Raw genomic sequence first — 24,610 nt, 5'->3', positions numbered from 1 at the left:
AATCGGTCAGGAGCGGACCCGGTCGTAGATCAGGCAGAGCGCGCCGGACTCGGTCGGGGTGGAGTCGGTCAGCTTCCAGGACGTGGCCGGCAGCCCGTCCTCGAACAGCCGGGCACCGCCGCCGACCAGCTCGGGGTCCAGCGTGATGCTCAGCCGGTCGATCTCGTCGGCGGCCAGCAGCGCACGGATCACACTCGAGCTGGCCAGCACGATGATGTCGCCGCCGTCCTGGGCGCGGAGCTGCTTCACCACGTCCGCGGGCTCGCCGTCGGCGATCCGGGAGTGGGGCCAGGGCGCCTCGGTCAGTGTCGTCGAGAAGACCACCTTGTCGGTCTCATTCAGCCACTGTGAGAACGCGCGGTCCTGCGGGGCTGCATTCTCGTCGTCGGCCACCGCCGGCCAGAAGCCGCCGAAGCCTTGGTAGTTCTTCCGCCCGAGCAGGATCGTGGTGGCCGGCCGGGTCACCCGGATCATGTGGTTCCGGGCGCCCTCGGTGATCGCGTGCGGCACGATCCAGCTCATGTCGTAGTCGCCTCCGGCGCCGTTCACCCGCCCGTCGAGCGAGAGCGAGATGTTGGCGGTCACAGTGCGGGTCATGTCCTTACCTCTTCCTGATCGGTCCTGCCTGACACCTGAAATCCTGCCGCCGCGGCCGCCGGGGAACATCTGCCAGCTGGCCGATATCGGGAGACGACCCGGCCGACGGCGCCGCTTGTCGACAGAGAAGATGCCGCGATCCGGACCCCGTCCGGCGGTTTTCCACAGGCTCGTTCGAAAGAACGAGAAATCCACAGGCAGCGGGCGCTGAGGCAGTCGATCGGCTGGAGAGGAACTAGGCTGCAGTGCTGTGCCCGATGAAGACCTGTCCCCCGAACCGTTCGAGCGTGCCGTCGCCTGCGTGATCCCGGCGAAGGACGAGGCCGACCGGATCGCGGCGACCGTCGACGCGGTGCACAAGATCATCGGCGTCGACCTGGTCGTGGTCGTGGACGACGGCTCCACGGACGGCACGACCGAGGCGGCCGAGCAGGTCGGCGCGGTCGTCGTGCGGCACGAGCGCAACCGCGGGAAGGCCGCCGCGATGGAGACCGGCGCGGCCGCTGTCGCGGAGCGCGACGGCGCCCGGCCGCGGCACCTGCTGTTCCTCGACGCCGACCTGACCGACACCGCCTCCGGGGCGGGTCCGCTGATCGAGCCGGTGCAGACCGGCCGTGCGGACATGACCATCGGGACACTGCCCGCCCAGGTGCGTGCCGACGGCTCGAAGGCGGGCGGACACGGGTTCGTGGTCCGGCTGTCGCGGGCCGGGATCCAGGAGGCGACCGGTTGGGCGCCGGAGCAGCCGTTGTCCGGTCAGCGCTGCCTCACCCGGGCCGCGTTCGACTCCGCCGTGCCGCTGGCCGCCGGCTTCGGGGTCGAGACCGCGCTGACGATCGACCTGGGGCGGAAGGGCTTCCGGATCCTCGAGGTGCCGATCGACGTCCGGCACCGGGCCACCGGGACCGATCTGCGCGGCCAGCTGCACCGCGCGAAGCAGTATCTGCACGTCCGCCGTGCGCTCGCCGCCCGCAGTGCGCTGCCCGCGGACGGTGGTGGGCCCTCGCTGCGCAGTCTGTTCCCGCGGAGACTTCGCAATGAGCACTGACGCAGGCTTGAAGTACGGCCGCGGGGCGGTCGCGCTCTACATCGCGTGTACGGCGCTGATCGTCGCGGTCGGTCTGCTCGGCCCGTCCGTGGTCGTGCTGACGCTGACCAACCCGCACGCCTGGCTCCCGTCGTACTGGTTCGACACCAAGCCGAACGACTGGCTCGTGACGGTGATGATCTACGTCGCGATCCTGCTCGGCGGGTACGGCGTCTTCCTGGCCACCAAGGCGTTGAAGCACGGATGGGCGCCGCGCGTCGACCGGTTGATTGCCTTGGGCATCGGTACGACGGCGGCCGTCACGCTGGTCCCGCCGATGGCCTCCGGAGACGTCCTGATCTACGCGGCGTACGGGCGGATCATGGCGCTCGGCGGCGATCCGTACACGGTGTCCCCGGCCGACACCATCCGGCTCGGGTACGACCCGGTGATCGCCGCGACCGAGCGGCCGTGGCAGGGCGCCCGCAGTGTGTACGGGCCGATCGCGACCTGGGTGCAGTGGCTGTCGTCGCTGATCGGCGGTGACTCCGCGCAGCTCACCGTGTGGATGCTGCAGTTGTCGGTCGCGATCAGCATCGTCGTCACCGGGCTGCTGCTGGTCAAGCTGGTCGGCAAGGACCTGCCGGCCAGGCGACGGGTGGTCATGCTCGGCCTCGCGAACCCGCTGATCCTGTGGTCGGTGCTGGCCGGTGCGCACAACGACGCGATCGCGGTGATGTTCGCGGTGATCGCGCTGGTCTTCTTCCGGCGGCACGTGTTCCTGGCCGGGATCATGATCGGCGTCGCGGGCTGCACGAAGCTGTCGATCGGCCTGGTCGGTGTGGCGATGCTGTGGGCGCTGCGAGCCGACCGGCGCAAGTGCCTGTACTTCTGCGGCGGCGGCGCGCTCGCCATGGGCGGGTTGTATGCGATCGTCGGCCTGCAGGCGTTCCAGCAGGCCCGGTCGCAGACGTCGTTCATCTCCACCGGCACGCCGCACAAGGCGCTCCTCAGCTTCTTCACGCTGTTCCTGCCGAACGGCTTGGTGCGGACCGTTCTGGCGATCCTCGCGTGGGTCGGCCTGATCGTGGTCGCGATCCTGCTGACGCAGGTGTTCCCGAAGTCGCTGGTGCCGCAGACGCATCCGGACGACCCGACACCGGCCGCGATCCGGTACACCGCGATCTACGCCATCGCCTGGGTGCTGACCGCGATGTACTCGCTGCCGTGGTACGACGTGATCGCGTGGGTCGCCCTGGCCGCGGTCGCCGCGTCGAAGGTCGACAGCCTGATGGTCATCCGGACGACGATGCTCGCGATCGCGTACGTGCCGGGCCGGGATCCGCACGCGCGCCAGGTCGCGGCCAGCCTGTCGGACTCGCTGGAGTTCTTCAGTGCGCGCCTGCGGGACACCATCTGCCCCGCGATCGAGCTGGCGGTCCTGATCGGCCTGATCGTCTGGGCCCGCCGCAACGGCGCCCAGTGGTGGCCGTACGACTGGCCCCGCCGCAGGCAGAAGCCGCTCCCGGAGAAGGCCGCGTCGGTCTAGCTCCAGAGGGCTTCCGCCGCGGCGACCGCGCGGGCCAGGACGACCTTCACCGGCTGGTTCAGCTCGGCCGCGGCCGCGACCACGTCGTCGTACTCCGGTTGCACGTTCACGACCTGACCGTCGTACCGCGCGATCTTCACGCTGATCGACTGGCCGTCGAGCTTGATCGTGGTGAACTCGCGGTCGGCGGCGTGCTTGCTGATCGGGTACTCGCGCAGTCCGATCGCGGTCGTCTCGGCGAGGATCACCCGTCGTACGGCGTCCGCCTTCGCGCTCGTCACCAGCACCGAGAGCGTGTGCGCCGGGCGGCCCTTCTTCATCAGGATCGGGGTCAGCCAGGCGTCCGCGGCGCCCGCCTTCAGCAGGCTCGCCAGGATCTGCGGCCACAGCCGGGGGTCGAGGTCGTCGACGTTCGTCTCGTAGACGAGCTCCGTCGCCGGGCGGTCGGCGGACTCGCCGACGATCACGCGGAGGATGTTCGGGACCTCGACCGGGTCGCGCCCGCCCGCGCCGACACCGGTCGTGCCGACGCGCATCGGCGGCATCAGCCCGAACTCGTCCGCCAGCGTGGCGAGCAGCGCGGCGCCCGTCGGGGTCGTCATCTCGTACGGCGCCGTGCCGCCGACGACCGGTGCGCCGGCCTCGGCCACCAGGTGCAGCACCGCCGGCCCGGGGATCGGGATACCGCCGTGCTGCCCGCGGACCTGACGTCCGCCGCCCAGCGCGATCGTCGACACGACCACATGCTCCAGACCGAGACTGACCGCAGCCGCCGCGACGCCCACGATGTCCGCGATCGCGTCCAGCGCCCCGACCTCGTGGAAGTGCACCGTGTCCGGCTCGACCCCGTGCGCGGACGCCTCGGCCCGAGCCAGCCGCGCGAAGGTGTCGAGCGCCCGCTCCCGCACGGCGTCGTCGAGCGGCGCCTGCTCCAGCAGACGCCGGACATCCGCCCACGCCCGCGTCGGACCGGAGTGGCTGTGGCGGGAGGCTCCAGCGTCCGCATGCCCCGCGTCAGCCTGTCCGTGGCCATGCCCATGCCCATGCCCATGCCCGTGGCCGGCGTCCGGGAGGTTTTCCGGGTGGGGCTCGCCGTTGACCTCGACCGTTGCCTTGGTGGCGGCGATCTGGTGGCGGGCCGTCTGGGTGACGGTGACGGAGAGGGACGGATCCACGGCGGCGACTGCCGCGTTCACGAAGGCGAGGTCGGCGCCGGCGGACAGGAAGGCGCCGAGGAGCATATCCCCGGACGCCCCGGCGGAGCAGTCGATCCAAGCGGTGCGCATCAGGCGTCCTTACGTTCGCGCGGAGCCGACTGCCGGGCGACGCGGGCGGCGAACACACCGGCCCCGAACCCGTTGTCGATGTTCACCACGCTCACCCCGGGCGCACACGAGTTCAGCATCCCGAGCAGGGCGGCCAGCCCGCCGAACGAGGCGCCGTACCCGACCGAGGTCGGCACGGCCACCAGCGGTACGCCGACCAGTCCGCCGACGACGCTCGGCAACGCGCCCTCCATCCCGGCGACTACGATCAGGCAGTCCGCCGCGTCCAGCCGCTCGCGCTCGCCGAGGATCCGGTGCAGCCCCGCGACACCCACGTCGGTGATGACGTCGACCCCGGCCCCGAACACCCGAGCTGTAGTCGCCGCCTCCGCGGCCACCGGGGCATCCGACGTACCAGCGGCCACGACAGCGACCGTCCCGCGGCGCGTCGGCGGCTCGCCGAGCACCGCCGTACGTCCGACCGGGTCGACCACGGCATCCGGCAGCGCGGCGGCGACCGCGTGCTGCGCCTCGTCGGTCAGCCGGGTCGCCAGCACGGCGTGGTCCGGGTGCGTGGCGTGCAGGGTCCGCAGCAGTTCCACGACCTGAGACGGCGTCTTTCCGGCCCCATAGACGACTTCGGCGTCGCCGGTACGCTCCAGCCGGTCGGTGTCGAGCCGCGCGTACCCGAGGTCGTGGACGCCCGGTTGTACCCCCTGGTCAGGCAAATGTTTCACGCCGCGAATCTACGTTGCCCCGGCCCGAGGTGCCGCATCCGTCCCATCCAGCGCACGCTGTGCGATCACCTGAACACTCAGGCGATGCTTTAGGCTCTCGTGCGTGTCTTCGTCGTTAGCCGGTGCCTTCGGGGTCGCCGCCCTCTTCGTGGCGGTGCTAGCCCTGGTGTTCGCGATCCAGGCCCTCCGGGCCCGGACGGTCTCGTCGGACCACGTGCCGCCCGCCGCACATCCCGAGCCGGAACCGCAGCCGGCCCAGCCGGAGGCCAAGCCGGGGACAGTGAAGGCGGAACTGCGCAAACTCGGCAAGGACCTCGACGTCACCCGCGCCGAACTCAAGGGGTCCCTGCAGCACCTGGCCGTCGTCCGGTACGACGCCTTCGGCGAGACCGGCGGCAAGCTCTCCTGGTCGATGGCGGTCCTCGACGACAACGGCGACGGCGTCGTCCTGACTTCGATCAACAGCCGCGCCGACGCCCGCACGTACGCGAAGGAGATCAAGTCCTTCACCAGCGAGTCCAAGCTCTCCCCCGAAGAGGAAGAGGCCCTGGACAACCTGCGCAAGGAAGCCGGCCCCACGGTCGACTGACCTTGCCGCCGGCCCCGCACGACGTCACCGGCGCTTCGGGACCCGGGCGGTCAGCGCTCCTGGTTCGATCTCGGTGTAGAGGGAGCGGCCGGGGCCGATCGGATCGCCGTCGAGCTGGCGCTGGACGTCCACGGCGGCGTGGATCTCGACTTTGCGGCCGGTGAAGCGTTCCAGGTACATGTCAGTGCGGTTGGTGCGGGTCAGCAGACGCCAGACGACGATCGGCCACTGGGTGACGCGGCGCGGGGCGATCACGACGACGTCCAGCAGGCCGTCGTCGGGACGGGCATCGGGGAGCAGCGGGATGTTGGCCTGCAGCATGCCGACGTTGCCGATCACGACCGTGCGGACGCGGCGTTCGATCGTCTCGCCGTCGTCGATGGTGATCTGGACGCGGACCGACGGATGGTTGATGTTCTTCGCCGCCGACACCAGGTACGCCGTCCAGCCGATCTGCTTCTTCAGGTGCGGCGGGGCGTCGGAGATGATCGCGGCGTCCAGGCCGAGCCCGGCCATCACGGCGAACCGGTCGGTGTCGAGGTCGTCGCCGTGGACGCGGACCAGGTCGATCCGCCGGTCGCGGCCCTCGAGGATCCGCTCCAGGGCGTCGTCCAGGTCGAGCGGGATGTGCAGGTTGCGCGCCAGCAGGTTCCCGGTGCCGGCCGGGATCACGCCGACCGGGATCCCGGTGTGGGCGAGCGTCGAGCACACCACCCGGACCGTGCCGTCACCGCCCGCGACCAGCACCAGATCCGACTCGTACTCGATCGCCTGCTTGGCCATCGCGCTCCCGGCGTCGTCGACGCGGGTCTCCAGCCAGAGCGGGTCGTCGAACCCGCGGACCGCGAGGGCCCGCGTCACCTTCCGCCGGAACGCGACACCGTCGCCGACCTTGATCGGGTTCACGATCACCGCGGCCTTCGGCGGCGACGTCGTACCGTCGCCGCCGGACGACGGGGTACGCCGACGGCGCCGCCGCAGCCCTGGCCGGAGGCCGAACCCGATCGACGTCGCGGTCAGGATGGCCAGCCCGAGCGCCCAGCCGCCGAGGACGTCGGACACGTAGTGCACGTTCAGCGCGATCCGGTCCGCGGACGCGATCCACACCACCGCGAGCACCGGCAGCAGCACCAGCAGCCGGAACCGGCGCCGCCAGCCGCGCACCGACGGCAGCACGACGCCGAGCGCGCCGGCCATCACGAACGCCGCGGTCGCGTGGCCGGACACGTACGAGAAGCCGAATGCGTCGACGAGCATCCCGGGCGGCCGCTGCCGCTCGAAGATCGCCTTGACGAGCTGGACCAAGGCCAGCTCGGCGACCGCCGACGTCAGCAGCCAGAACGTCAGCAGCCGGGCCCGGCGATGCCACAGGTATGCGGCCACGATCACGATCACCGCCCGCGACGTCCACGGCAGCACCACCGCGCCGACCACCTGCCAGAAGTCGACGAGACCCTCGTGCGCGCCGCCGTACGACGCGGCGCGCGCCGCGACCGACTGGTCCCAGCGGGCCAGCGGCGGCCACTCCTTGAACACCAGCACCGTGACCACCGCGAACGGCAGCGCACCCAGCACGACCGTTAGCACACGGCCGACCGGAGTGGGTGGGTGGTGGTTCATCGCCCGCTCGGATCCCCCTAGATGGTCACGTGTGGCCACCCCATCATCCCGAATAGACTTCGCCGGTTCTGACACGCCCCGATACCCTCAGGGTGTGATTGACGCGAAACTGCTCCGTGAGACCCCTGATGTCGTGCGCGCCGCCCTGACCAAGCGCGGCGAGCGTACTGACCTGGTCGACCAGATCCTGGTCGCCGACAGTGAGCGTCGATCGTCCATCTCCGCCTTCGAGGCGCTCCGGGCCGAGCAGAAGTCGCTCGGCAAGCAGGTCGCGCAGGCCAAGGGCGACGAGCGCGCCGCACTGCTGGAGCGCACCAAGACGCTGGCCGCCGAGGTGAAGGCCAACGAGGCCGCGGCGAACGAGGCCGGAAACCGCTTCGACGAGCTCGCCCGCGCGCTGCCGAACCTGGTGTCCGACGAGGCCCCGGTCGGCGGCGAGGACGACTACGTGGTGGTCGAGGAGGTCGGCAAGCCGCGCGACTTCGCCGCCGAGGGTTTCGAGCCCCGCGACCACCTCGAGCTGGGCGAGCTGCTCGGCGCGATCGACATGGAGCGCGGCGCGAAGATCTCCGGCTCGCGGTTCTACTTCCTCAAGGGCGCCGGCATGCTGCTCCAGCTCGGCATGCTGCAGCTGGCGATCCAGCAGGCGGTCGAGGCCGGCTTCACGCCGATGGTCACGCCGACGCTGGTCAAGCCCGAGGTGATGGGCGGCACCGGGTACCTGTCGGCGCACGACGACGTCTACCGGCTCGAGGACCCCGAGCTGTACCTCACCGGTACGTCGGAGGTCGCGCTGGCCGGCTACCACATGGACGAGATCCTCGACCTGTCGAACGGCCCGATCCGATACGCCGGGTGGTCGTCCTGCTACCGCAAGGAAGCAGGGTCACACGGGAAGGACACCCGCGGGATCATCCGCGTCCACCAGTTCGACAAGGTCGAGATGTTCTCCTACTGCAGGCTCGAGGACGCCGCCGCGGAACACCTGCGGCTGCTGGCCTGGGAGAAGGAGATGCTCGACAAGATGGAGCTGAGCTACCGGGTGATCGACACCGCGACCGGCGACCTGGGCGTCTCGGCGTACCGGAAGTTCGACTGCGAGGCCTGGGTGCCGACCCAGGGCCGGTACCGGGAGCTGACCTCGACGTCGAACTGCACCGACTTCCAGGCCCGCCGGCTGAACATCCGGCACCGCGACGCCGACGGCAAGACGCAGCCGGTCGCGACGCTGAACGGGACGCTGGCGACCACCCGCTGGATCGTCGCGATCCTGGAGACCCACCAACTGGCGGACGGTTCGGTCCGCGTCCCGACCGCGCTCCAGCCGTACGTCGGTGGCCGCGAGGTGCTCGAACCGGTCGCTCGATGACCGCCGGCCCACCCTTCGAGCGGCCGACAGCCGTTGCCCTGGACATCGACGGGACCCTGATCGATCACGACGAGGGGATGTCGTCCGCGGTCCTCGACGCGGTCCGCCGGACGGCCGAGCAGGTGCCGGTGATCCTGGCCACCGGCCGGGCCTGGTCGACGACCAGGCCGGTGGCGCAGCGGCTCCGGCTGCCGGCCGGCGGACTCGTTGTCTGTAGCAACGGTGCGCGCACGCTCCGCTACCCGGAGGGCGGGGTCGTCGACGAGCGGACCTTCGATCCGTCGACGGTGATCGAGTCCGTCCGGCGGTATGCGCCGAACGCGCGGATGGCGGTCGAGGAGTACGACGGCAGCTATCTGGTCACCGAGCCGTTCCCGGACGGCGACCTCGGCCGGGACGCGCGGATCCGGGTGGTCACCGACGAGGAGCTCGCACCGCAGCCCGTGACCCGGCTGATCATCAGGGACCCCAACCAGTCCGAGAGCGATTTCGTCCACCTGGCGGAACGTCTCGGCCTGCACGGAGTCAGCTACTTCGTCGGCTGGACCGCATGGCTCGACATCGCGCCGGAGGGCGTGGACAAGTCGACGGGACTCAAGGTCGCGCTCGCGCAGTACGACCTGGATCCGGCCGGCCTGCTCGCGATCGGTGACGGGCGCAACGACATCGAGATGCTCGGCTACGCGGGTCTCGGGGTCGCGATGGGCTCCGCGCCGGACGAGGTCAAGGAGTCCGCCGACGAGGTCACCAAGTCGGTTCAGGACGACGGTGTCGCGGCCGTACTCAACCGCTGGTTCTGAGTCAAGACCTTTCGGCGACAACCGAAACCCTTGACGTATCCGATGCCGCAGGCAAGCGAAAGGCCCGGAGCCCCTGTCTGTGCAGGGATTCCGGGCCTTCGGTCGTTCAGTCTCCGATAGTCCGCTGGCGGGCCGAGTATCGAATCAGGCGACCCGGGTGCTGCCGGCGCGGCGCGGCTGGTGCTGCTGGTCGACGACGGTGTCGAACGCGTCCAGCACGGCCTCGACCGCCGGACGCGGCCGCGGAGCCTTGGCGGCCGGGCTCTGGCCGCGGCGGGCCCGCCGAAGGTGCCGCTTGACAGTCGACAAGGAGCAGCCCAGCCGCATGGCCAGGGACTCGAGGCTGTCGTTCGGGTACTGCGCGCGCAGCCGCAGGACCTCTTCGTGGCTCACCGGGCGACGGGTGCCGCGTGCGCCGGCCAGCTGGTCGAAGTCGTCCGCCTGCACCTCGACGTCGAGCAGGTTGCGGATCGAACGCCGTTGTACAGCAGTGGTTCCGGCGACGAAGCCGCTCACGTCGTGCTCGGCGACCGCGCTGTAGAGGCAGTCGGTGAACAGCGGGCACGAGGCGCACAGCGCCTTGGCCTCGCGGACGAGCTGCTCGTACCGCTCGCGGGTGCGACGGGTCGCGGACGCGGGCGGCGGCTCCTCCAGCAGGCGGTGCTGGAAGATGTCGGAGCGGGCGATGCAGCCGGTCATTGACCCCTCCCCGGTAGAACATGTGTCGACAGCAGCTCGAGAGCTACTGCCCCCCGGCCCCGCTAGATTGGCGCTGTTGACGGTCATCAAGGCTCCCCAAGTATCAAGACCCGAATGAACGAACGGTGAACGACGTTCGTCCGCGCGGATCCGCTAGCTGATGGACCCGCGTACTGTCACCGGCCCACCGTGTCGTCCCGGGCGCGGGACGCACCGATCCATAACTGTTGACGCCACTGCCGCGGTTTTGGTTGCAGCCAATTCCACAACAGTTCTTCGACGTTTGTGTGTGCTTCCGGAGGTGGGGCGGCATCAGTTCGCGCTGATCCAGAACACGCCTACGACGCGAACGAACAGCCCCCGGTTCCCCGCCAGACCTCCGCATGAAATCACGCGCCAACCGCACGGCGCAGGGGAACTTGCTGCCTTTGCAGGATCCTGCCGTAACGGTCTGATGACGTTGTCAAAAGCTCAACGAGATAAGTCAAAAAGACCTGAAGCCGACGTCCTACGGCTTGCGCCCGGGGCGTTGACCAGGGTAATGCGGGCGCCGGATCATCCGGCGATACGGTTGGCCTCGTGACGGCTTCGCAGTACCCCCGCCTGATAGCTACCGATCTCGACGGAACGCTCGTCCGCAGCGACGGCACGGTGTCCGCCCGGACGCGCGCCGCGGTGCTCGCGGCGCAGCGGGCCGGAAGTGTTTTCGTGATGGTCACCGCCCGGCCACCTCGCTGGCTGCACGACCTGTCGTACCTGGTCGGCGACCACGGCGTCGCGATCGTTGCCAACGGCGCTATTTTGTACGACGTCCTGCGCCGCAAGGCGATTCGGACCCGGTTGCTCGATCCCGCGGTGGCTCTCGAGGTGGCGCAGGCGATCCGCGCCGCGATCCCGGACGTGCAGTTCGCCATCGAGCGACCGGACCGCTACGGACAGGAACCGGTCTACCAGAACGCCTACCCGAATCCGGACAACTCGTTGATCGCCGCGGTCGAGGAACTCCTTACGGAGCCGGCCGCAAAGCTGCTCGTCCGGCATCCGAGCCTGCATGCCGACGAGCTGCTCGGTCTGGTCAATCCGTTGGTCGGCCAACGAGTGACCGCCAGTCACAGCGGCGGTCACGGTCTGGTGGAGATCTCCGCGAGCGGGGTGTCCAAGGCGGCGATGCTGGCCGACTTCGCCGCAGAGCAAGGGATCTCGGCTGCTGAGACGATCGCGTTCGGTGACTCGGTCAACGACCTGCCGATGCTCGCCTGGGCCGGCACGTCGTACGGCGTCGCCAACGCGCACCCCGAAGTCCTCGCGGTGGTGGACAGAACTGCCCCCGCAAACGACGAGGACGGCGTCGCCGCCGTCCTCGAAGAGTTCTTCCAGCCTTTGAAATAAGGCGTTACAGATACATCCCGCCGCTGCCGGGACCGTCGGTGTTGCCGGCCTGCGGAGCTCCCGGGAACTGCCCTTCGGGGAGCTGCTGCCCTCCGGGCAGTGCGCGGCGCATCTGCTCCAGCTGCTGGCGCGCGGCCATCTGCTGCGCGAACAGCGCCGTCTGGATGCCGTGGAACAGGCCTTCGAGCCAGCCCACCAGCTGTGCCTGCGCGATCCGCAGCTCGGCCTCGGTCGGCGTGCTGTCGTCGGTGAAGTCGAGGCTGAGTCGCTCGAGCTCCTCGACCAGCTCCGGCGCCAGGCCGCTCTCCAGCTCCTTGATCGACGCCTCGTGGATCGACCGCAGCCGCGCGCGGGAGGCTTCGTCGAGCGGCGCCGACTTCACCTCTTCGAGCAACTGCCGGATCATGTTGGCGACCCGCATCACCTTGGCCGGCTGCTCGACCAGCTCGGTGACCGAGCGCGGCTCGTCCTGCTCGTCGTGGTCGTTGTCGGAGCGCGGCGGTCCCTCGACGGCCATGCCGTCCGGCCCGACGATCAGCACCTTGCCGTCCTCGGTCCGCGCCCCGGCCATCGGAACTTCCTGGCCCTCGCTGCTGCTCTCGCTCATTTCCCCATCCTAGTTCGCGGTCCCTATGCGGTACCCGCGGGGCGTTCTACGATGCCCGCGCGCGATGACGGCGTACGGCGTCGCGGTTCGCGCAGGCGGGACTGCAGTAACGCTGGCGGCCGGTGCGCGACAGATCGGCATACACGTTGTCGCAGCCCTCGGTGGCGCAACGGCCGAGCCTGGTGATGCCGCGGCCGGCCAGGTGCAGCGCCGTGCCGGTGCTGATCAGCGTCGCGACCAGCCGCCCGACCGGGACGTCGTCCGGCCGGTAGTGCATGTGCCAGCCGTCGCCGGCGTGGTTGGTGAGCCGCGGATGCTCGGTGTACTTCGCGAGCATCGCATTCACCAGGTCGACGCGGGTCTGCTCGTCCTGCGCGTCCACGACCTGCAGCCATTCGTCGAGCGCGGTCCGGACGGCCGCCAGATCCGCCGCCGTGACGTGCCGGTCGCGCACCAGGCGGCTCTCGACGCCGCTCTCCTCACATCGCTCGGCCAGCTCGTCCGGTGTGGTCGCCGGGCGGGTGGCCAGGTTCACCGCGAGCAGGACGGCGTCGGCGCCGTAAGGGTTGAGATGCATAATGCCATTACATCACGATGAGTGCATGACTGAAACCCACCGTCATCGCTGGTCCGCGATCTCCAGCCACCCCGTCAGTGAGGGACTGGTCGTGTATCAGCGGTGTGCTTGCGGCCAGTGGCGCGTCACCAGCACACCGCCGTACCCAGTCGCCTACCCCGAGGTCGCGTTAGTTGATGCGGCTGACCATCGGTAGCCGGGATCGCGTGAGCAGACGGGGCCTCGCCGGTGTCGGAGTCGAGTGCGCCGGTCGGCTCGGCCGGGAGCAGCAGGCACCGTTCGCCGGCGACCGCGCGGGCGATTGCCACGGCGCCGCCGCAACGCGGACACGGCGCTCCGGCTGAGCGTGGTGATGTCGTTGCCGTCGACAATCACCTCGCACGCGGTCGCCTGGTCGCTGCCTCGAACTCACCCCGCGACTGATAGCCGTACTTCGGCCCGTCCTGCAGCAGCGCCGGCAATCCGTGCTTGATCGACGTAGATACCGAGTACGCATCCGCGTATGCAGTCGTCAATCGTCGCGGGTCAGGCGGCGTACCAGGCGGGCGGTGATCGCCTGCACGTCGTACGGGCGACCGGTGCCGGGCGTCAACTGGTCGAGGACCAGGCCGTCGATGGCGAAGTGCAGCAGCCGGATCTCTTCGGCGCCGCCCGGCAGCCCTGCGTTCGCGTTGAAGGCGACGTCGGCGTCGAAACCCTGCCGGAGTGTGCGCGACAGGATTTCGTGCAGGCCCGGGCGACGCGCTGCTTCCAGGCGGAGCTCGAGCAGGGCGAGTGTGAGTTCCGGGCGGCCGAGCAGGCGCTCGACGATGTAGTGAACATAGTCCGTCATCAGGTCGAGGCCTGGCTCGCGCTCGGCGAGCGGTGCGATGACCGCTTCGTCCGGCGCCAGGCGCTCGAAGATCCGCTCGCCGAGCGCGCCGAGCAGCGCGTCACGCGTCTTGAAGTAGTTGGACGCCGTGCCGGCCGGGAGTCCGGCGGCGGCGTCCACGGCGCGGTGAGTGAGGCCGCGGGCGCCCGCCTCCGCGAGCACGGCGAGCCCGGCGTCGGCCAGTTGGGTACGGCGTTCCGGATTACGGGGCATGTTGACAAGGCTAGCAGAGTTCTACTACAACTGTCGTGCACAACAACGACAGATGTAGTAGTCAGGAGAACGTATGCAGCCCGCGGCATTCGGCGCGACCGTCGTCACCGACCACCCCTCGGAGGTCGCCGCCTTCTACACGCAGTACCTCGACCTGCAGATCGCGATCGACCTCGGCTGGTTCATCACTGTCCGCCGAGGCGCGGCCGACTGGGAGCTCGCGATCATGGAGCGCGGGCACCCGACGATCCCGGCGGCGGTGTCGGCGCAGAAGGAGAGCAGCAACGTCTTCGGCTTCGTCGTCGACGACGCCGACAAGATCGCCGCCGCGCTGCGGGTCGGCGGTGTGGAGCTCGAGACCGAGCCGGTGACCGAGGTCTTCGGCCAGCGGCACTTCTTCGTCCGCGACCCGGCCGGCACCTGGATCGACGTGATCCAACTGGTCGCGCCCGACCCGGAATGGGCCGCAGCCAACCTGCCCACGGCGCCATGACCCCCGGCTGCGGATCTCCCGCACTCACCAAGTCCGCTTCAGCGGCACAAACCACCGCCGGCTGAGCGTGACGACCGGCCGTGGCCGCGAGTTGGTGAGTGCGGGAGGTCCGCCTCACAGCGTGAGGAGCACCTTGCCGAGCTGCGTCGACTGCTCCAACGTCTGGTGCGCCTTGGCGACCTCGGCCAGCGGGAACGTGGAGTGCACGATCGGCCGGACCTTCTTCTCCGCGATCAACGGCCAGACGTGGCCGACGACCTCGGCGATGATCCGGCCCTTGTCCGCCACCGAACGGAACCGCAGGCCGGTTGCGATCACCGAACCCCGCCGGCTGAGCAGTCGCCCGAGGTCCAGCTCACCCTTCGCGCCGCCCTGCATCCCGATCACCACTAGGCGCCCGTCGTAGGCGAGCGTCTTCACGTTGTCGGTCAGGTACTTGGCGCCCATGATGTCGAGGATCACGTCGGCCCCGGCGTCGTTGGTCGCCTCCTTCACCACCGACGCCCACTCGGCTTCCTTGTAGTTGATCGCGACGTCCGCGCCGAGCCGGGTGCAGAACTCCATCTTCTCGGTGCTGCCGACCGTGGTCAGCACGCGCGCACCGTGGGCGACGCCGAGCTGGATCGCCATCGTGCCGATCCCGGACGAGCCGCCGTGCACGAGCAAGGTCTCGCCGGGCTTGAGGTGCGCGGCCATGAAGACGTTCGACCAGACGGTCGCGACGACCTCGGGCAGCGCGGCCGCGCTCACCAGGTCGACGCCGTCCGGAATCGGCATCACCTGCGGAGCCGGAACGACGACCTTCTCGGCGTATCCGCCGCCGGCCAGCAGCGCGCAGCACTCGTCCCCGACGGACCAGCCCTCGACCTCGGCGCCGACCGCGGCGATCCGGCCGGACACCTCGAGACCGATCGTGCCCGGGGCGCCGGGCGGCGGCGGATAGAAACCCTGCCGCTGCAGCAGGTCGGCACGGTTCACCCCGGCGGCGACGACGTCGATGACCACCTCGTCGACGGCCGGTTCCGGGTCCGGGATCTCGCCGATCCCGAGCACGTCGATCCCGCCTGCTCCGCTACACACGACAGCTCGCATACGGCCCAACCTACCCTCAGCGCTCGACGAGCTTCGCCATGTCTCGAGCGATCGAGTCGAGGTAAGTGGTCTCGCCTATCGAGGTGAACCAGTCCCATAGTTCGAGCGAGTGGTAGAGCCGGTACAGGTCGATCCGGTCGGCGGGCACGGCGCCGTACCCGTCGGCGAGACCGGCCAGCTTCTCGGCGTTGTCTTGCACGGAGTACTGGATCGTCTTCGCCAGATCCACGAGCGGGTCGGCGGCGATCGCGTTCTCGACATCGATGAAGCCGTTGACGCGCCAGGTGTCCGGGTCCACGAGGATGTTGCCTTCGTGGAAGTCGTTGTGACACAGGACCGCGGCCGTGTTGTCCGCGAACAGGTGCGCGTGCCGGCCGACGTGGGTCGCGATCTCGGCATGCAGGTGCGCGTCGCCACCGAGCTGCTCGAACTCCTGCAGCTTCTTCGCGAACTGGCGGCGCATGTACTGGCCGTTGTCCGGCAGCGGATCGAGGATCTCGTCGGTCAGATACCCGTACGCCGGTTGCCCGATCCTATGTACCCGTCGCAACAGCTCGCCGAGCTGGGCGTACATCGCCCGCCAGTCGGGCGGCTCGACCTGCGACAGCGGGACGCCGTCGACTTTCGACAAGATCGTGACGCCGGCGCCGACGTGCAGCACGCGCGGGATCGAGCCGCCGACCTCGGGCTCGAGCATCGAGTACACGTGGACTTCCTTGGCCTGCTTCCAGCGCCACTGCGGCGAGTAGACCTTCACGATCAACGGATCGCCGGCCGTCCGCACCTCGTACACGGTGCTCAGTTGTCCACCGGTGCGTTCGATCACCTCGCCGGCCTCGACTCCGAGCGCGTCCCGGGCCAGCTGCGCGACATCCATGGGGCGAACTTATGGACGGCGTCCAGCGGTTTTCAGTCGTCCAGGTCCGCCCAGGTGTCCACGTCGTCGCCCGCGTGGGTCGGGTCGGTCCAGGTCAGGTCGAGGCCGGCGAGCGTCCGGCGTACCGACTTGTCCCTCGGGTCGCCGACTTGCTGGATCGCTGCGGTCAACGCGGTACGGCGGTACGCGGTGGCGAGCTGCTGCTCCCGGCCGTCGGTGTCGCGCAATCCGTGTCCGTCGTGCTCCGCGATCCCCTCGACGAGCACTGTCACATCAGCCTCGGTGATCCACGGCAGGTCACAGCTGACCACGACGACGATCGGTGCCGCCCCCTGCTGAAGTCCAGCCGCGAGTCCCGCGACCGGGCCGCCCGACGGTGGATCCTCGACAGTCCAGCTCACGCCCCGGTACGTCGTGCGCACCGGGCCGACCACCACGGTCGACACGGCTCGTGCCGTGGCCGTCAACACCCGATCCAGAAACGACACCCCGTCGAGCACCAGCATGGCCTTGTCCACGCCCCCGAACCGAGTGGACCCGCCCCCAGCCAGCACGATCGCGTCGAACTCCACAGCTGCAGTCTCGCATCACTCCTTCGGCATCAGCGCCTCCCTGGCCTGTCGCATCCGCTCGAGCTCCTCGGGGCTCAGCGCCTCCATCGCCTTCCGCCGTTTCGCCTCCAGAGCCTCGCGCTCCTCCGGTGTCAGGCCCTCGGTCAGGCGGCGACGCTCCTCCGCCATCGCCTCGTACTCCTCGTGTGTCAGCGTTCGGTTCATGGCTGTGGTCACCTCGATCAGTTCGATGAGTGTCTGGGCGGACGGCTCGTGGGCCCGGTCGAGGCCGTCCAGGACACCGAGCAACCTCGCTCTGAGCAGTGCAGCGGCCGCGATCCGCTCCTCGACCAGCTCGACTTGAGCGCGGATCAAGCCGCGTGGATCGCTCAGCTCACCGTCCAGCACCTGCCCGACCTCTGCCAGCGACAGCCCGAACCCGCGCAACGCGACGACCCGGTGCAACCGTCGTACGTCGGCCGCGTCGTACTGCCGCTGCCCACTCCGCCTGGTCGGCCGCAGCAGGCCGATCTCGTCGTAGTGGTGCAGCGTCCGGACGCTGAGGCCGGTGGCTTCGGCCAGCTCGCCGACCCGCCAAGTCCTGTTCTCCGTGTCCATGAGATCGACGCTAGGACCTCACGCCGCGTGAGGTTCAAGGCGAGGGTTTGTGCGGCACCATGGGGATATGAGGATCGCCGTGGTGCAGACCGCCAGCAGCTACGACAAGGCCGCTAACCGGGACGCGGTTGCCCGGCTCGTGGCGGATGCGGCGCAGGGCCGGCCGGACCTGGTCGTGCTCCCGGAAGTGATGATGTCCGACTTCGCGGTCGAAGGTGAGTCGGTGGCGGAGGCCGCGGAGGCGCTGGACGGTGAGTTCGTCACGACCCTGCGAAAGGCCGCGGTCGAGCACGAGGTCGCGATCGTGGCCGGGATGTTCGAGCGCAGCTGCGACCAGCATCGGCCGTACAACACGCTCCTGGCTGTCGGCGCTGACGGCGTACTGCTCGGCGCTTATCGCAAGATCCACCTGTACGACGCCTTCGGGTACAAGGAGTCCGACCAGCTGACCCCGGGCGACGTAGCCCCGGTGGTGATCCAGGTCGGCGACCACTCGCTCGGCCTGATGACCTGCTACGACTTGCGGTTCCCGGAGCTGTCGCGTGCTCTCGTCGACGCCGGTGCGGAGGTGCTCGTCGTACCGGCCGCGTGGGTTCGTGGACCGCTCAAGGAGCACCACTGGACCACACTGCTCACGGCCCGGGCTGTCGAGAACACCTGCTACGTCGCGGCGGCCGCACAGAACGGCAAGAAATACTGCGGCCTCAGCCAGGTCATCGACCCGCAGGGCGTCTCTCTGGCATCAGTGGGTGAGGCGGACGGCGTCGCGGTCGCCGAGGTCTCGGCTGAGCGGCTGGCCGACGTACGCAAGCGCAACCCGTCGCTGCAGAACCGCAGGTACACCGTCACGCCCCGTTGACCAGTGCGCGGACCGGCTGGTCCGAATCACTCCCTGACCCGTTAGCCTCCTGGGCGTGGCGGATGGGTTTGATCTGGAGCATCACGGCGATCTCGAGGTCGGCGACGGGTTGGTCGACCTCGCCGTCAACGTCCGCGCGGGCACACCGCCGCCCTGGTTGCTCGACGCGATCACGGCGAGCCTGACCGACCTCGCGGCGTACCCGCGGCAGGACGCGGCCGTCGCCGCGGTCGCGCACCGGCACGGCGTCGCACCGGACCGGGTGCTGCTCACCGCCGGAGCCGCGGAGGCGTTCGTGCTGATCGCGCGGGCGTTCCGGCCGCGGCGCCCGGTCGTGGTGCATCCACAGTTCACCGAGCCAGAGGCGGCGCTGCGTTCGGCCGGGCACCTGGTCGACCGGGTGATCCTGCGGCCCGAGAACGGGTTCGTGCTCGATCCGTCCGCCGTACCAGCCGATGCCGATCTCGTGATCATCGGCAACCCGACCAACCCGACGTCGGTGCTGCACCGCGCCGACGACCTGCGCGAACTGGCGCGACCGGACCGGATCCTGGTCGTCGACGAGGCATTCATGGACGCCGTGCCGGGCGAGCCTGAATCGCTCGTCGGCGCCTCGATCCCCGGGCTCGTGGTGGTGCGGAGCCTGACGAAGACGTGGGGACTCGCGGGACTGCGGGTCGGGTACGTCGTCGCCGGCGCGGGACTGGTCGAGCAGTTGGCCGCCGTACAGCCGCACTGGCCGGTGTCCACTCCTGCACTCGCGGCGGCAATTGCCTGCAGCAACGAGCGGGCCCTCGCGGAAGCGGGGCAGGCGGCGCTCGACATCGAACGCCGACGTGTCCATCTGCTTGACAGTCTCGGAACAGTGAACGGACTCTCGACGTACGGCGTGGCACGTGCGCCGTTCGTCCTCGTCCACCTCCCCGGCGCCGCCGGCGTGCGGGAATCCCTGCGTGGGCAGGGATTCGCGGTGCGGCGCGGGGACACGTTCCCCGGGCTCGGGCCCGACTGGCTGCGGATCGCCGTACGGCCCGAGGACGTCACCGACCGTTTGGTGAAGGTGCTAATCGAGTTGGCGCTGTAACGCGACGGGGGTTTAGCTGAGGTCCACTTTGCGCACAAGATGACCAGTGCCCCGGTTGGTATGTCTCGGGCAACTTCTGGCCGTTCGCGAAGGGAGCAGCACAATGGGTCTCGACGATGACGACATGAACACCTCGTCCGAAGGCAGCGGTGAGTACGGAGGTGGCTCGACGGCTGCTCCCGGTGGCGGGTACGGCGGGGAGTCGTCGGACGGCGGTGCTGACGGCGGAGCCGATGGCGGCGCCGGCTACAGCGAAGGGCCGGCCGACGGAGGTGCCTCGCAGGGCACGCAGGACGGTGGCGCCGATGGCGGTGCTGGTGGCGGCGGCTTCGGCGAAGGGCCCGCTGACGGTGGCGCTTCGCAGGGCACGCAGGACGGTGGCGCGGACGGCGGTGCTGGTGGCGAGGGCATCGCGGACGGCGGGGCGAATCCGGGCGGCGCCGACGGTGGCGCCGACGGCGGTGCTGATGGTGGAGCCGGCGGCGGCTACGGCGAAGGGCCGGCCGACGGTGGCGCCTCGCAGGGCACGCAGGACGGTGGCGCGGACGGTGGCGCTGGTGGCGAGGGCCCCGCGGACGGCGGCGCGAACCCGAACGCGACCGACGGTGGCGCCGATGGCGGCGCGGACGGCGGCGCCGGCGGGAACTCCGGAAGCTGGTGACCACGGTGCCGGAGGCCGGGCCGTTCCCGCAGAACAACCATCCGGCCGAGCAGTCGGCGCCGGACGGCGGTGAGCTGTTGCGAGATGAGCGCCCGGCCCTCCGGCGCTGTGTGGCGGGCGATCTGGACGAGTTCGCCAACTCCTACTGGGGTTCGCGGGCCCTGCTGTCCCACGGGCCCGACCTCCCGGCGCCGTACGACGACCTGTTCAGTCTCGACGCCGTGGACGAACTCCTGTCCCGTCGCGGCCTGCGGACGCCGTTCTTGCGGATCGCGAAGAACGGGTCGGTGGTCGGCGACGGTCAATTCACGGGATCGGCCGGTGTGGGTGCGGAGATCGCGGACCAGGTGCGGGACGACAAGGTGGCGGCGCTGTTCGCCAGCGGGCACACCGTCGTCCTGCAGGCGCTGCATCGCACGTGGCCGGCGCTGGTCGACTTCTCCACCCAGTTGTCGGCCGACGTGGGGCACCCGGTGCAGATCAACGCCTACATCACCCCGGCCGAGTCGCAGGGGTTCGCCGCGCACTACGACGTACACGACGTGTTCGTCCTGCAAGTCGCCGGTGAGAAGCACTGGACTGTGCATGAGCCGGTCCACATCGACCCGCTCCGCAACCAGCCGTGGACCGATCACGCGCGGGCTGTTCAAGCGGCAGCGCGTGACAAGGCGCCGGTGATCGACGACGTGCTGCGGCCTGGTGACGCGCTCTATGTGCCGCGCGGTTTCCTGCACTCGGCGAAGGCGCTGGGTGGTGTGAGCGCGCATTTGACGGTGGGGCTGCACACCCTGACGCGCTACCTGTTGGTGCAGGAGCTGGCCGCTCTTGCCGCGAGCCAGCCGTCGCTGCGCACCGCGCTGCCCCTCGGCTTCGACCCGGGCGATCCGGAGCAACTGGCTGCGGTCCTGCCCGAGGTGGTCGAACTCTTCACCCGAGAACTCCGTACGGCGACCCCGGACGCGCTGGCCAACCGCCTGCGCCGACGAACGTGGTCGAGCAACCGCCCGGCCCCGCTGCCACCGCTGGCCCACGCCGCGTCCATCGCGTCCCTCGCGGTCGGCACGACAGTCCGCCTCCGCGCCGGCCTCCGCTGCCGACTCGTCCCCGGCGACCCGCTCGTCCTGCAACTACCCGACCGCACCATCACCTTCCCGCCAACCACCGCCGCAGCGGTCACCGAACTGATCTCGGGCGCCGAATGCAAGGTAGGCGACCTCCCGGACCTCGACGACGCAGACCAACTGGTACTGGTCCGCCGCCTCCTTACCGAGGCAGTCATAGTCGCCCAGTAGGGCGTCCACCCTGGGCCGGCTCGCGATGGTGTTCGTCCAGCCGGCGCTCCCGGGCACGCCGTGCACCTGACGTTGATGGCCGAGGTCGTCAGGTGCCGCTCGGTGGAATCACGGTGGGATCGTCGCCGGGCCACGCGGTCAGGGGAATCCTGGTAGTTGAAGTGACAACAGTATCGTGAGGTGGTGTGGACCGAGACGGCGTCAGGTACCGACCGGAGACCGGCTGCGCAGCGCAGGCCGACCTCCGTCACGACCCCCTGACTGCCACCGCTCCTCCCGCCGAACGCTGGCTCCTCATCGAGTCGCACACCGCCTGGCCCCGCCAGGCCCTTTCCTCCCTCGGACACAGCGGGCTCCGGGAGGGATTGTCCGGTGGGGAGTTGGGTGCGCTGGTGGCGCGGAGGTGTCGTGAGGCGGGGGTTCGGCCGGTGTTGATCCGGCGGTACGGGCGCGTGGATCGGAACGGACCGCGGCGCTGGGGGCTGGTGGACTGCCAGCCCGGGCGTGAGCTTGTTCGGTGGGGTGAGCTGCCGGCTGACGAGCACCTGCTCGAGGTGCTCGCCGGCAACGATCCAGGACAGGTCAGCGACGAACCGGTGTATCTCGTCTGCACACACGGTCGCCACGATGCGTGCTGCGCCGTCCGTGGACGGCCTGTCGCCGCAGCGCTGGCGACCGCCTACCCGGAACGCACGTGGGAATGCAGCCACATCGGCGGTGACCGCTTCGCGGCGAACGTCGTCGTCCTGCCCCACGGCCTGTTCTACGGGCATGTCCCGACGGCCCGCGCCGTCGAGCTCGCCAAGCGGTACGACGAGGGCGTCGTCGTACCCGATCTCCTCCGTGGATCAGGTGCGTTCAACCCCGCGGTCCAAGCCGCTCAGCACTTCGCCCGCGCCGCCGGTCACTCACCCGCGGTCGGCAACCTCCTTCCGCAATCGGTCGAAGTCCTCGGCGGCCACCGCTGGCGAATCCTCCTCGCATCCACCAACGGCCCGATCGCCGTCGAAGTCTCGGCGCACCTCGACACCGTCGATGCCCGCCTGACGTGCGCAGGTTCCTCTCCCGCCCAGGTCCGTCGCTTCGAGCTCCACTCCCTGACGACCGCCTGAGGGTCAGGACGGATCGACCGGGCGGTCCGAAGCGTGCTCGCCGAAGTACGCCGACTGGCGCGCCATGATGTCGCGCATGGACGTGCCGCGCGGCACGCCGTACACCGTCCCGGGGAAGTCCAGGTCGCGCTGGATCTGCCACAGCTCCTCGTGCCGGTCGGGGGAGAAGAGCTGGGCCGGGTCGCCGGCCGCGATCCATCCGATCGGGAGGACCGTGCCTGCTTCCAGCCGCGAGTTCACGTGCAGCACGCTGTTGATCCGAAGCTCCGCGCCTGCGCCGGCGACGGAACCGGGAAACAACGCGGCGCCCGTGGCGATGAAGACTTCGTCCTCGACCGTGGCGCCGTTGACGTGCGCATGGGGACCTACCAGTACCGCGTCGCCGATCAGGGCGGGATGGTTCGCCCGGCCGCGCACCAGGGCGTTCTCCATCACCACACTGTTCTCACCGAGCCGGACTTCGCCGTTCTCCGCGGTCAGTACTGCCCCGTGCAGGACTCTGCTGCCTTCGCCGAGGACGACGGCACCGCAGAGCACGGCCGATGGAGCGACGTACGCGGATTCGGGCACGACCGGTCGACGGCCGCGGTGTTCGAGCAGCATCTGTGGCTGTCCTCTCGTCGCTTGATCACCTCGCTCCAGCTTGTGTACCCGGTCGATGCGGACTCTCCACTGCCCGGGTCCTCACAACCCGGGCGGCGGTGTCCTCCGGGCCGTCCACATCGGAGGTGGCAGGCTCGGTCCGGCGGACAATCCGGGGTGGAGAACCGCGAACTGAGCCAACATTAGAACAGATGTTCGACGTGATGCAACGCATCCTGACGGGTCAGGTGTCATGTCTCAAGACATCGGTGACACTCATGGCCAACCAAGGCATCTGCTCGGCCTGACCGGACGCGCTCGCTCAGCGGCACGAGTGCGCGTTCGATCAAACGGCGAGTGCCAGGCGGGCGATCCGGAGGATGCGCTCGTAGTACGGCTGGGCGTCCGGCGGAAATGCCTGGATGGAGCGCTGGAGTTCGTCTGCGGCCTGCAACAAGCGAGACCGGTCCAGTTCGGAGAGGGAACCGGCCCTGGTTGCCCAGCCGTAGATGTCGGCTCCGATCATGACGGCATCCACGTCCCCGTAGTCCAGGCCCTTCTCCACGGAGTCGGGGAAGCGCTCGGCCATGTGGAGGCGCATCTCTTTCGCCAGCAGGTTCGCCACGCACAGCAGCGTAGAACGCCGACGCGCGCTCATCCGCGGTTCCGTGCTTCACGGACTGCGGATGCGGAAGTTCGGCTGGTCGGCGTGGCGGACTACACTGCTCGGCTGTGCGGTCGGCCGAAGTCCTCGAACAGCTCGACGCCGCAGCCGAAGAGTTCCTGTTTCCGGACCTCGGCCACGGCTACTACTACGCTGTCGACGCTCGGCTCCATGGATACCGCGACGCTGGGCAGTGGGCCCTCATCGTCGAGGCGGTCGGCTACTCGCCACGGGCCGGCAACCTCATCGACGTGCTCCATGTGTTCGCCAACTGCTTAACCAGCGGCGAACCTGGCTTTGACAACAGCGACTTCCTCGCTCGGGTCGACAACTGGGACGAGATAGAGGACCCCGACGAGCCCGAGACGTACCGGGGAGGACCGGTAGTACTTCGTGGTCAGAAAGTCGTTGTTGCCGCCAGATCAGGCGAGGACATGGTCGACGTACTGCGTCGGCTCGTTCCGCGTCATCGCGAGCTTCTCCTGGCTGACGAGAGGGAGCTGCGGCGCCGGATCCCGGTCGACATACCTGAGGTACTGCGGCTGGACCAGTGGGACCACCCCGACCTGGCTGGCGGGTCACGACCAAGCCAGTCTGCGACGTTCCGCCAGATTGCCGATGTCCTGACGACCGGCGACCTCAGGCTGTACACGCCCAGACTGCAGCCCAATACTCACTGGTCCAACTGGCCGGACTCGGGAAGTCTGTAGCCGGGCAAAGGCCAACCGCCCATCGGCACGACGGCAACCGCGCCGGCCCGAGACACGTCGGTCGGAAAGCGGCAGATCCGGACGTGTGGCGTCTCAGCAGTGGTCG

The 24,610-nt window shown here is 69.6% G+C and carries 27 protein-coding genes; 13 read left to right on the top strand and 14 right to left on the bottom strand.

Going from position 1 to position 24,610, the window contains the following annotated elements; genetic code table 11:
- Window positions 1-6: 6 nt before the first annotated feature.
- Window positions 7-597: a dihydrofolate reductase family protein gene (locus ABZX12_RS14990; protein ID WP_355693366.1), complete on the bottom strand. Its 591-nt coding sequence runs from the start codon at window positions 595-597 to the stop codon at window positions 7-9.
- A 250-nt stretch (window positions 598-847) separates the two neighbouring features.
- Between ABZX12_RS14990 and ABZX12_RS14985 the strand changes: the two genes are divergently transcribed.
- Window positions 848-1,645: a glycosyltransferase gene (locus ABZX12_RS14985; RefSeq protein ID WP_355693365.1), complete on the top strand. Its 798-nt coding sequence runs from the start codon at window positions 848-850 to the stop codon at window positions 1,643-1,645.
- Window positions 1,635-3,173: a DUF2029 domain-containing protein gene (locus ABZX12_RS14980; RefSeq protein ID WP_355693363.1), complete on the top strand. Its 1,539-nt coding sequence runs from the start codon at window positions 1,635-1,637 to the stop codon at window positions 3,171-3,173. Before ABZX12_RS14985 ends, ABZX12_RS14980 begins: the two co-directional genes overlap by 11 nt.
- Here the strand turns inward: ABZX12_RS14980 and larC are convergent.
- Window positions 3,170-4,459, bottom strand: coding sequence for a nickel pincer cofactor biosynthesis protein LarC (gene larC / locus ABZX12_RS14975; protein WP_355693361.1), 1,290 nt, complete (start codon window positions 4,457-4,459; stop codon window positions 3,170-3,172). The two genes, ABZX12_RS14980 and larC, sit on opposite strands and share 4 nt — an antisense overlap.
- Complete coding sequence (gene larB / locus ABZX12_RS14970; RefSeq protein ID WP_355693359.1) at window positions 4,459-5,175, bottom strand: nickel pincer cofactor biosynthesis protein LarB; 717 nt, start codon at window positions 5,173-5,175, stop codon at window positions 4,459-4,461. Before larB ends, larC begins: the two co-directional genes overlap by 1 nt.
- A gap of 103 nt (window positions 5,176-5,278) precedes the next feature.
- On the opposite strand from larB, the gene ABZX12_RS14965 reads away from it, so the two are divergent.
- The gene (locus tag ABZX12_RS14965) at window positions 5,279-5,764 is read left to right on the top strand and encodes a DUF4446 family protein (protein WP_355693357.1); all 486 of its coding nucleotides are present in this window, start codon (window positions 5,279-5,281) and stop codon (window positions 5,762-5,764) included.
- 24 nt (window positions 5,765-5,788) lie between these two features.
- Here ABZX12_RS14965 and ABZX12_RS14960 read toward each other — a convergent pair whose 3' ends face one another.
- Complete coding sequence (locus ABZX12_RS14960) at window positions 5,789-7,351, bottom strand: diacylglycerol kinase family protein (RefSeq protein ID WP_355693355.1); 1,563 nt, start codon at window positions 7,349-7,351, stop codon at window positions 5,789-5,791.
- Window positions 7,352-7,478: 127 nt separating this feature from the next.
- Between ABZX12_RS14960 and serS the strand changes: the two genes are divergently transcribed.
- Complete coding sequence (serS, locus tag ABZX12_RS14955) at window positions 7,479-8,753, top strand: serine--tRNA ligase (protein ID WP_355693354.1); 1,275 nt, start codon at window positions 7,479-7,481, stop codon at window positions 8,751-8,753.
- Window positions 8,750-9,553, top strand: a complete 804-nt coding sequence (locus ABZX12_RS14950; RefSeq protein ID WP_355693352.1) for an HAD family hydrolase — start codon at window positions 8,750-8,752, stop codon at window positions 9,551-9,553. The genes serS and ABZX12_RS14950 overlap by 4 nt, the downstream gene beginning before the upstream one ends.
- A gap of 144 nt (window positions 9,554-9,697) precedes the next feature.
- Here ABZX12_RS14950 and ABZX12_RS14945 read toward each other — a convergent pair whose 3' ends face one another.
- Entirely contained in the window at window positions 9,698-10,252 is a 555-nt protein-coding gene (locus ABZX12_RS14945; protein ID WP_355693350.1) for a WhiB family transcriptional regulator, read from the bottom strand.
- Between the two features lie 579 nt (window positions 10,253-10,831).
- Between ABZX12_RS14945 and ABZX12_RS14940 the strand changes: the two genes are divergently transcribed.
- Window positions 10,832-11,641 carry an HAD family hydrolase gene (locus tag ABZX12_RS14940; protein ID WP_355693348.1) on the top strand — a complete coding sequence of 270 codons (810 nt, stop codon included), beginning with the start codon at window positions 10,832-10,834 and terminating at the stop codon, window positions 11,639-11,641.
- Window positions 11,642-11,645: 4 nt separating this feature from the next.
- Here the strand turns inward: ABZX12_RS14940 and ABZX12_RS14935 are convergent, their stop codons facing one another.
- From ABZX12_RS14935 to ABZX12_RS14925, 3 genes are all read right to left on the bottom strand, one after another.
- Entirely contained in the window at window positions 11,646-12,248 is a 603-nt protein-coding gene (locus ABZX12_RS14935) for a bacterial proteasome activator family protein (RefSeq protein WP_355693346.1), read from the bottom strand.
- 46 nt (window positions 12,249-12,294) lie between these two features.
- Window positions 12,295-12,825, bottom strand: a complete 531-nt coding sequence (locus tag ABZX12_RS14930) for a CGNR zinc finger domain-containing protein (RefSeq protein ID WP_355693344.1) — start codon at window positions 12,823-12,825, stop codon at window positions 12,295-12,297.
- 511 nt (window positions 12,826-13,336) lie between these two features.
- Entirely contained in the window at window positions 13,337-13,909 is a 573-nt protein-coding gene (locus tag ABZX12_RS14925) for a TetR family transcriptional regulator (RefSeq protein ID WP_355693342.1), read from the bottom strand.
- A 73-nt stretch (window positions 13,910-13,982) separates the two neighbouring features.
- On the opposite strand from ABZX12_RS14925, the gene ABZX12_RS14920 reads away from it, so the two are divergent.
- Complete coding sequence (locus tag ABZX12_RS14920) at window positions 13,983-14,402, top strand: VOC family protein (RefSeq protein WP_355693340.1); 420 nt, start codon at window positions 13,983-13,985, stop codon at window positions 14,400-14,402.
- Window positions 14,403-14,516: 114 nt separating this feature from the next.
- Here ABZX12_RS14920 and ABZX12_RS14915 read toward each other — a convergent pair whose 3' ends face one another.
- From ABZX12_RS14915 to ABZX12_RS14900, 4 genes are read right to left on the bottom strand one after another with little or no spacing between them, the layout of a single operon-like run.
- Complete coding sequence (locus tag ABZX12_RS14915) at window positions 14,517-15,494, bottom strand: NAD(P)H-quinone oxidoreductase (protein ID WP_355693339.1); 978 nt, start codon at window positions 15,492-15,494, stop codon at window positions 14,517-14,519.
- A 16-nt stretch (window positions 15,495-15,510) separates the two neighbouring features.
- Complete coding sequence (locus ABZX12_RS14910; RefSeq protein WP_355693337.1) at window positions 15,511-16,371, bottom strand: aminoglycoside phosphotransferase family protein; 861 nt, start codon at window positions 16,369-16,371, stop codon at window positions 15,511-15,513.
- 32 nt (window positions 16,372-16,403) lie between these two features.
- Window positions 16,404-16,943, bottom strand: a complete 540-nt coding sequence (locus ABZX12_RS14905) for an NTP transferase domain-containing protein (RefSeq protein ID WP_355693335.1) — start codon at window positions 16,941-16,943, stop codon at window positions 16,404-16,406.
- Between the two features lie 15 nt (window positions 16,944-16,958).
- Window positions 16,959-17,540 carry a MerR family transcriptional regulator gene (locus tag ABZX12_RS14900; RefSeq protein WP_355693334.1) on the bottom strand — a complete coding sequence of 194 codons (582 nt, stop codon included), beginning with the start codon at window positions 17,538-17,540 and terminating at the stop codon, window positions 16,959-16,961.
- 67 nt (window positions 17,541-17,607) lie between these two features.
- Here ABZX12_RS14900 and ABZX12_RS14895 point away from each other — a divergent pair, with 67 nt between their 5' ends.
- The 5 genes from ABZX12_RS14895 to ABZX12_RS14875 all read left to right on the top strand — a co-directional run bounded on the left by ABZX12_RS14895 (window position 17,608) and on the right by ABZX12_RS14875 (window position 22,548).
- The gene (locus ABZX12_RS14895; protein ID WP_355693332.1) at window positions 17,608-18,399 is read left to right on the top strand and encodes a carbon-nitrogen hydrolase family protein; all 792 of its coding nucleotides are present in this window, start codon (window positions 17,608-17,610) and stop codon (window positions 18,397-18,399) included.
- Between the two features lie 55 nt (window positions 18,400-18,454).
- On the top strand, window positions 18,455-19,483 hold the full coding sequence (cobC, locus tag ABZX12_RS14890; protein WP_355693330.1) for an Rv2231c family pyridoxal phosphate-dependent protein CobC: 1,029 nt from the start codon (window positions 18,455-18,457) through the stop codon (window positions 19,481-19,483).
- A gap of 103 nt (window positions 19,484-19,586) precedes the next feature.
- Window positions 19,587-20,144, top strand: coding sequence for a BatC protein (locus ABZX12_RS14885; protein WP_355693328.1), 558 nt, complete (start codon window positions 19,587-19,589; stop codon window positions 20,142-20,144).
- Window positions 20,141-21,436 (top strand): cupin domain-containing protein, encoded by a 1,296-nt coding sequence (locus ABZX12_RS14880; RefSeq protein WP_355693326.1) that lies wholly within the window; start codon window positions 20,141-20,143, stop codon window positions 21,434-21,436. The genes ABZX12_RS14885 and ABZX12_RS14880 overlap by 4 nt, the downstream gene beginning before the upstream one ends.
- A 185-nt stretch (window positions 21,437-21,621) precedes the next feature.
- Complete coding sequence (locus tag ABZX12_RS14875; RefSeq protein ID WP_355693325.1) at window positions 21,622-22,548, top strand: sucrase ferredoxin; 927 nt, start codon at window positions 21,622-21,624, stop codon at window positions 22,546-22,548.
- A gap of 3 nt (window positions 22,549-22,551) precedes the next feature.
- Here ABZX12_RS14875 and ABZX12_RS14870 read toward each other — a convergent pair whose 3' ends face one another.
- Window positions 22,552-23,151, bottom strand: coding sequence for a gamma carbonic anhydrase family protein (locus ABZX12_RS14870; RefSeq protein WP_355693323.1), 600 nt, complete (start codon window positions 23,149-23,151; stop codon window positions 22,552-22,554).
- Between the two features lie 325 nt (window positions 23,152-23,476).
- The gene (locus ABZX12_RS14865; RefSeq protein WP_355693322.1) at window positions 23,477-23,755 is read right to left on the bottom strand and encodes a hypothetical protein; all 279 of its coding nucleotides are present in this window, start codon (window positions 23,753-23,755) and stop codon (window positions 23,477-23,479) included.
- A 107-nt stretch (window positions 23,756-23,862) separates the two neighbouring features.
- Between ABZX12_RS14865 and ABZX12_RS14860 the strand changes: the two genes are divergently transcribed.
- Window positions 23,863-24,504, top strand: a complete 642-nt coding sequence (locus tag ABZX12_RS14860; protein WP_355693320.1) for a hypothetical protein — start codon at window positions 23,863-23,865, stop codon at window positions 24,502-24,504.
- Window positions 24,505-24,610: the final 106 nt, after the last annotated feature.

It is taken from the genome of Kribbella sp. NPDC003505, from assembly GCF_040610875.1.
Lineage (GTDB): Bacteria > Actinomycetota > Actinomycetes > Propionibacteriales > Kribbellaceae > Kribbella.
This window is presented reverse-complemented; position numbering and strand designations above follow the sequence as displayed.